Source organism: Chamaesiphon sp. VAR_48_metabat_403, assembly GCF_031422475.1.
Lineage (GTDB): Bacteria > Cyanobacteriota > Cyanobacteriia > Cyanobacteriales > Chamaesiphonaceae > Chamaesiphon.
This window is the reverse complement of sequence record NZ_JANPLS010000448.1, coordinates 37,292-43,980: the sequence shown is the minus strand read 5'-3', so window position 1 is coordinate 43,980 and position 6,689 is coordinate 37,292. Positions and strand designations below refer to the sequence as shown.

General features: G+C 45.4%; 8 protein-coding genes. 4 read left to right on the top strand and 4 right to left on the bottom strand.

Annotated features, from left to right (window positions below; genetic code table 11):
* The 4 genes from RMO79_RS21595 to RMO79_RS21580 all read left to right on the top strand — a co-directional run.
* Positions 1-757, top strand: a 757-nt coding sequence (locus RMO79_RS21595) for a pentapeptide repeat-containing protein (RefSeq protein ID WP_310485326.1), incomplete at its 5' end; no start/stop codon positions are given.
* 104 nt (positions 758-861) lie between these two features.
* Positions 862-1,842 carry a DNA polymerase III subunit delta gene (gene holA / locus RMO79_RS21590; RefSeq protein ID WP_310485325.1) on the top strand — a complete coding sequence of 327 codons (981 nt, stop codon included), beginning with the start codon at positions 862-864 and terminating at the stop codon, positions 1,840-1,842.
* A 215-nt stretch (positions 1,843-2,057) separates the two neighbouring features.
* A complete protein-coding gene (gene trpC, locus RMO79_RS21585) occupies positions 2,058-2,942 on the top strand; it encodes an indole-3-glycerol phosphate synthase TrpC (RefSeq protein ID WP_310485324.1) in 885 nt (294 codons plus the stop codon).
* Between the two features lie 33 nt (positions 2,943-2,975).
* Positions 2,976-3,263, top strand: a complete 288-nt coding sequence (locus RMO79_RS21580; protein WP_310485323.1) for a DUF5340 domain-containing protein — start codon at positions 2,976-2,978, stop codon at positions 3,261-3,263.
* Positions 3,264-3,352: 89 nt separating this feature from the next.
* On the opposite strand, the gene RMO79_RS21575 is transcribed toward RMO79_RS21580, so the two are convergent.
* The 4 genes from RMO79_RS21575 to RMO79_RS21560 all read right to left on the bottom strand — a co-directional run bounded on the left by RMO79_RS21575 (position 3,353) and on the right by RMO79_RS21560 (position 6,556).
* Positions 3,353-4,609, bottom strand: coding sequence for a pitrilysin family protein (locus RMO79_RS21575; protein ID WP_310485322.1), 1,257 nt, complete (start codon positions 4,607-4,609; stop codon positions 3,353-3,355).
* Positions 4,610-4,800: 191 nt separating this feature from the next.
* Positions 4,801-5,538, bottom strand: coding sequence for an orotidine-5'-phosphate decarboxylase (pyrF, locus tag RMO79_RS21570; protein ID WP_310485321.1), 738 nt, complete (start codon positions 5,536-5,538; stop codon positions 4,801-4,803).
* Between the two features lie 101 nt (positions 5,539-5,639).
* Entirely contained in the window at positions 5,640-5,810 is a 171-nt protein-coding gene (locus RMO79_RS21565) for a hypothetical protein (protein WP_310485320.1), read from the bottom strand.
* Between the two features lie 14 nt (positions 5,811-5,824).
* Positions 5,825-6,556 (bottom strand): response regulator transcription factor, encoded by a 732-nt coding sequence (locus RMO79_RS21560; protein WP_310485319.1) that lies wholly within the window; start codon positions 6,554-6,556, stop codon positions 5,825-5,827.
* Positions 6,557-6,689: the final 133 nt, after the last annotated feature.

The following is a 6,689-nucleotide window of genomic DNA, read 5'->3' as shown; positions in this document are numbered from 1 at the left end:
AAATCGGCTCAATCGCCAACAAAATATTATTACTCAGCAACAAACGATCGATAATTATTTTCAGGGCATTTCCGATTTAGTATTAGATGATGATGGTTTTCTGGAAGATTGGCCGCAAGAGCGGGCTTTTGCAGTGGGACGGACGGGAGCATTATTAGGCAGTGTTAATGCTGCGGGAAAAGCGCGGGTAATTCGATTTTTATCGCGCTCTAAATTGTTGACTCCCCTGCAACGCGATCTGCGGTTGGGAAAGGTGATTTTGAATGGAAGTGGCGGTTATGATGAAGATCGGATTTATGGCGTTCGAGTCATCGATGTGGGGACGATGCTGGCGAGTGTGGATATCTCACAAACCGATCTGCGGTGGACGGATCTCAGCGATGCTAATTTAATTCGGACTAATTTACGCGGTTGTAATTTATCGAAAGCAAATTTAGCGAGAGCAATTCTTTATCAATCTCGATTAAATGGTGCCGACATTGGCGGAACTAGACTTTTTTATGGTGATGTTAACGTTGCTAGTCCCCGCATTCCCGATCGCGCTCCAGATTATATTACGGGTGAATTTAGTGGCGCGGTAGTAGAAGATGCCGATTTTACTAATGTGCGCGGCATGTCTGAGGAACAACGCCAATATTGTTGCACTTGGAGTGGTGAAGCCTCGCGTCGCACTATTCCTGGCGGTTGTCGCGATTTTCCCAATCGCTTAACATCGATCGAATTTATATCTTCAGCTCGATCGTTTGATGATGATTAATTATCTAATAAGTGGTTATTGAGAGTGGTTGTTGGGTTTTATTCTTCAACCCAACCTACAGATATGATATTAAATCAATCCAAAATCTAAAATCTAAAATCGATATGACTGTTATTTTATACTGGGGCGATGATGATTTTGCGATCGCCAAAGCGGTAAGTACCATCCAACAATCGGCACTCGATCCGGCTTGGATGAGCTTTAATTATGAAAAGATTTCGCCCGATCGCGAGGATGCTGCAATATCCGCGTTAGACTCGGCCATGACACCGCCATTCGGCATGGGTAAAAGGTTGGTTTGGCTGGCAGATACGACTTTAATGCAGCAATGTTCGGAAGGATTACTTGCCGAATTAGAACGAACTTTACCGCAAATTCCAGCAACTACAATTCTGCTGCTGACTAGTAAAAATAAACCCGATGGACGGTTAAAATCGACCAAAACAATTCAGAAATATGCCAACGTCCAGGAATTTAGTTTAATTCCCCCCTGGAAAACCGCAGAACTCAGTCAGCGAGTCCAAATTGTCGCCAAAGAATTGGGTCTAAAACTAACATCAGATGCGATCGAACTGCTCGCTGAAGCTGTCGGTAATAATACCCGTCAACTGTATCTAGAATTAGCTAAATTGCAGCTTTTAGCTGGGGAAGGCAAACAGATAGATCGAGCGATGGTAGCTAGTCTGGTAACTGCAAATACTCAAAATAGCCTGCAATTAGCTACCGCGATTCGGATCGGCGATGTCGGTACGGCTTTGCAACTAATTACCGAATTAATCGATCGCAACGAACCCGCACTCAAAATAGTTGCCACCCTCGTCGGTCAATTTCGTACCTGGTTGTGGGTGAAAATGCTTCTAGACGCAGGGGAAAAGGACGATCGAGTCATTGCTACCGCCGCCGGATTGGGGAACCCCAAACGCCTATTTTTCATCAAGCAAGAACTTCAAGCTACCACTACCGATCGACTCGCCGCCAGTCTCCCTAAATTGCTAGATCTAGAATTTAACCTCAAACGCGGTGGCGAAACGACATCTACCTTGCAAATGCACGCGATCGAATTGTGTCAGATTTTTAGGCTTTAGGCTTTAGGCTTTAGGCTTTAGGTGTTAGGTTTTGGGTTTTAGGCTCTAGGCTGGGGAATGAAGAGGGGGATTGATGTGGGAGAATTAGATGCTGTTGTGGTCGCGGCGAGATCGGAGTGTCGATCGATAGAATAAAAATAGATCGGATAATGTCGATCTCAAAAATAGTTTACCAAATTAAGAACTTAGCCTAATACCTAAAGCCTAAAACCTAAATGAAAATTCGTCGTCGTCCGCCTAGTTCGTCTGTAAATGTCGGCCCACTTGAGTATCAAATTATCGTTCCTGATAACCAACCCCAGCATATTCTCGAAGAAATTGTCTGGTATAAAGAGCGAGAAGTGCCGATGCTGCGGGAGAAAATGCCCCTCGACAACTTGAAAAAGAAAGTCGCAGTAATGGCTCCACCATTAGATTTTTTAGGAGCAATCCAGCAGGGGAAGACGAATCCGGCGGTAATTGCCGAGGTGAAAAAGGCGAGTCCGAGTAAAGGGGTAATTAGAGCAGATTTTGATGCAGTGGAGATTGCTAAATCTTACCAGCGCGGTGGGGCGAGTTGCTTATCGGTATTGACCGATCGCAAGTTTTTTCAGGGGAGTTTTGAGAATTTAGCGGCGGTGCGTCAAGCGGTGGATTTACCGTTGCTGTGTAAGGAGTTTATTATTTATCCCTACCAAATTTATTACGCGCGCGTACATGGTGCGGATGCGGTGCTGTTGATTGCGGCGATTCTAGAAGATGTCGATTTGCAATATTTTCTGAAGATCGCGCGGGGATTGGGAATGACAACTCTAATCGAGGTACATACCGAGGAAGAATTCGATCGAGTCTTAAAATTAGATGGGGTGAAGCTGATTGGCATTAATAACCGGAATCTTGCCGATTTTAGTGTAGATTTACATACTACTGCCACACTTTTAGCCCCGCGACGACAGCAAATTAGCGATCGCGGCATCTCGATCGTCAGCGAATCAGGACTACATACGGCTGAAGATATTAAAATAGTAACTGAGGCTGGAGCTAATGCGGTGCTAATTGGGGAATCATTAGTAAAGCAGGACGATCCCGGACTCGCGATCGGCGATATGTTTGTCACATAGCTACTGCTGCAATCTACCCATTCAAATATCACCGTGCAATCCGGTGTCTCAGGTGAAAGCATATTCATGGATCGAATTAAGTTACCCTCATTAGTCCACTACGAACTGATTTTACAGGTGCTCGAACGTCAAGCAACAGTCGCCGCAGATCGCGATCCGATCGTCAGGGAGCGAGTACAACAGTTAATTGTCACGCTGCGGAAGGCTTTATCTCAACACAAGTTGTTAGAAGATGTCTGCCGCCATCAAAAGATGGAAGTAGAACACGTTTGGGCACTTAATTCGGTTGTCGGTAGGAATGAGGTGACGACGAGGGATTAGGATTTTGGATTTTGGATTTCGGATTGAAAATCCATTCCTGCTCCCCGTCTCCCCGTACTCAAAAAAGATCGCTAGCAACTTGCACTAATTTAACTCTCGCTGCTTGCTGAAAATTCGGGACTGACGATCGAAATATATGGCTCGCTGAGATATTTATCGGCGGCGGTGCGTAACTGTGCTGAAGTTAGTTCTTGAATGGCTTGGTTAAACTGCAAGTCAAAATCTACATTCAATCCCAATAGCTCGTACAAACCATAAGTTTGTGCTAGCTGTCCGTTAGTTTGTTTTCCTAGCGCATATTGTCCGAGTAGTTTATCTTTTGCTGTCTGAACTTCACTCGCCGATAACGGCTCTATGCACAATCGATCGACTTCCGCACGTAAGCCGCTGACAGCAACACGAGTATTGCTGGGATTAGTGCCCATATATACGGCAAAATGCGAAGTATCCAAGCGAGTAGGATAAAATGCCGAAACATCGTAGGCGAGTCCGCGTTTTTCGCGCAGCTCGACAAATAAGCGGCTGGACATGCCATTACTCAGATAACTATCGATTAATTTGAGTGCGATGCAGTCTGGATCTTGAATCGGTGGGGCGAGATAGCCTAACATGACAATCGCCTGTTGGGTGGCTTGATACTCGAATTGATATTGAGGTTGGGTAGTAACCCCGTGAGGATCGAGAGTTGGCGGCTCGATTTCGGGGATGCTCCAATCACCGAAAACTTGAGTGACTAAATCGATCGCCTCATCGGGGGTAATTCGCCCCGCAAGGCTGATAATTAGTCGATCGGGTCGGATATGAGTCTGATGGTAGTTTACTAAGTCCTGACGGGTAATTTGGGCGATCGTCGTCTCGGTACCCAAAGTCGATCGGGCGTAAGGATGTTCGCCATATAGAACCGTCCGCAATTGGCGATAGGCATTATTAAATGGTTGCTCTGTCTGCGATCGAATTGCTTGTAGAATCTGTTTGCGTTCGAGTTCGATTTGCGCTTGGGGAAAATTGGGGCTGCGGAGAATTTCACCAGCTAATTTAAAGATATCGACTAAATCTGCTTTGACAGTCTTGAGACTCAACTTAATATAATCGGTTGTCGTATCCGCACCCAAACCCGCACCCACCGATTCGATCCGATCTGCAATTTCCAGAGCCGAAAACCGTTCTGTCCCCTTAGTAATTACAGATGTTAATAGTTGGGCTAACCCAGCTCTCGCTGGTGTTTCCCATCGACTCCCCGCTGGTATGAAAAATCGCCCAGAGACAATATCCGCACTGGGATTGGGAATTGTCAAAACTGTAATACCGTTTGCTAATTGGCTCCGGCGAACTGGGGGATTAATCATTAGGTGGATAATTCTGGGTACTAAATATAAGCTTCACGATCCAAGCTACATCATATTTGGCTCCTCAGAATCTCCTGATTTGGTTATTAGGTATTAGGTATTGGGTATTAGCAATGGGATAAAACCTAATACCTAATAGCTAAAACCTAATACCCATCCCACTAAAAACCCATAACTAGCAACTTGGATTATTAGCCAAATAGTTCGGCAATTGTTTGCTGAATTTCACAAGCAGCCACATAAGGATCGGGCGCGAGTTTAATCGGTCGTCCCACGACAATATAATCGGCTCCATTCAGAAACGCGGTTTTAACATCCACAGTTCGCTTCTGGTCGTCTGGTGCTTCGGTATTATCGACAGGTCTAATGCCCGGAGTCACCACCAAAAAATTGGCTCCTAAATCGGCACGTAACGCCTTAGCTTCCCGCCCAGATGAAATCACACCATCGCAGCCGATCGCCATCGCCCGCTTGGCTCTAGAAAGCACTAGCGCGTCAGGATCGCACTCGAATCCCAGGTCGTTTAAGTCACCGCGATCGAGACTAGTCAAAACTGTCACTGCTAAGATCTTTAAATCTTGTTTTTCCCGGACTGCGGCGCGCATAATTTCATCGTTACCATGCACGGTGACAAAACTAATCCCGCGATTGGTAAGTTGTTTAACCGCCGCGCCGACGGTTTGCGGTACATCAAAAAATTTCAGATCGACAAACACTTTTTTATCGCGTGCTAGCAACCAATCGATCGTTTCAAAGTATTGTCCGCCTAAAAATAGTTCCAGTCCTAACTTGTAGAACACGATCGCATCGTCGAGTCGCTCGACTATTTGCTGCGCTTGTTCCTTACTCTGCACGTCTAGTGCAAAGATCGGTCTTTCCTTGGGGTCGATATTTTTTTGCGAAAGATAGGCTCGATCGTCTGATGCCATTTTGGATTGTGGATTGGGAAAACCTGTCTATGATTGGAATCTGCTACCTCATCTGTCACCATTGTTTTTGGAAATGGTCTGAAATGAGACTTGCTAGCAACTTAATAACCATACTTTTCAAGTTTAGCTCTAAAAGCAGCATTACCGAGCAGCAGAATTGCAGATCTTCTCCATAGATCGATCTGGACGACAGATGTAGAGATTGACATCACACAAAATCGAGGTAGGGGCAATTCATGAATTGCCCCTACCTCGATTTTGCGTGATGTCACGATCGATAACCTGATTAGCCTCTGGCTTCAGCCGCTTTTTGTTCGTCTTGAGTTTGTGGTGGACGATAGCCATGCTCGAAGGCAAATCTAACCAACTGCGATCGATTTTCGAGATTTAACTTCGTCAGAATATTGCTCAGATGCGTCTGAACGGTGCGAGGGCTGATAAATAACCGCTGACTGATTTGTTTGTTGGTCAAACCTTGGATTACTTCCCAGAATACTCGTGCTTCGGCTGGAGTTAATGGTAAGTCTTCTCCTGGTTCTGGGTCTTTAGTTTGAACGACCGAATCCGAGGAACCGTCGCCATATTCAGCTCCAGAGTCGCTATCTTCAGGAACTTTTTGCATCAACCGCACCATTTCTGAGTGAATGCGACGCGAGCGTTCTAGTTGCGCTTCAATTTTTGCGAGCAGTTCTAACGGCTCGAATGGTTTGGTGATATAGTCATCCGCCCCAATATAATGACCTTGAATGCGGTCTTCGAGATCCTTTTTGGCAGTTAAAAAGATAAACGGTACCAACTGTCCGGGTCTGGTCGCACGGAGACGGCGACAAAATTCCAAACCATCCATTCCGGGCATCATGATATCCGATACGACCAGATCTGGCGGATCTTGAGCGAAAAGTTTTAATCCTTGAACTCCAGAGGTTACAACGCGTACGGAATAACCGCGCTTTTCGAGATAGCGCGTCAGTACGGTTTGGAGAGTTTTATCGTCGTCTACTAGTAAAATTTTTTTCACGTTTGAATCCTTTGGGTCTCAACGATTTGGCGGGTAAATAGGGGTAAGAATAGAAATTAATAAATTTAGCAATGCAGTCGATCTACTTTAGGAATAGAGAATTTATATATACGTTGCTAATTACCTACAATCT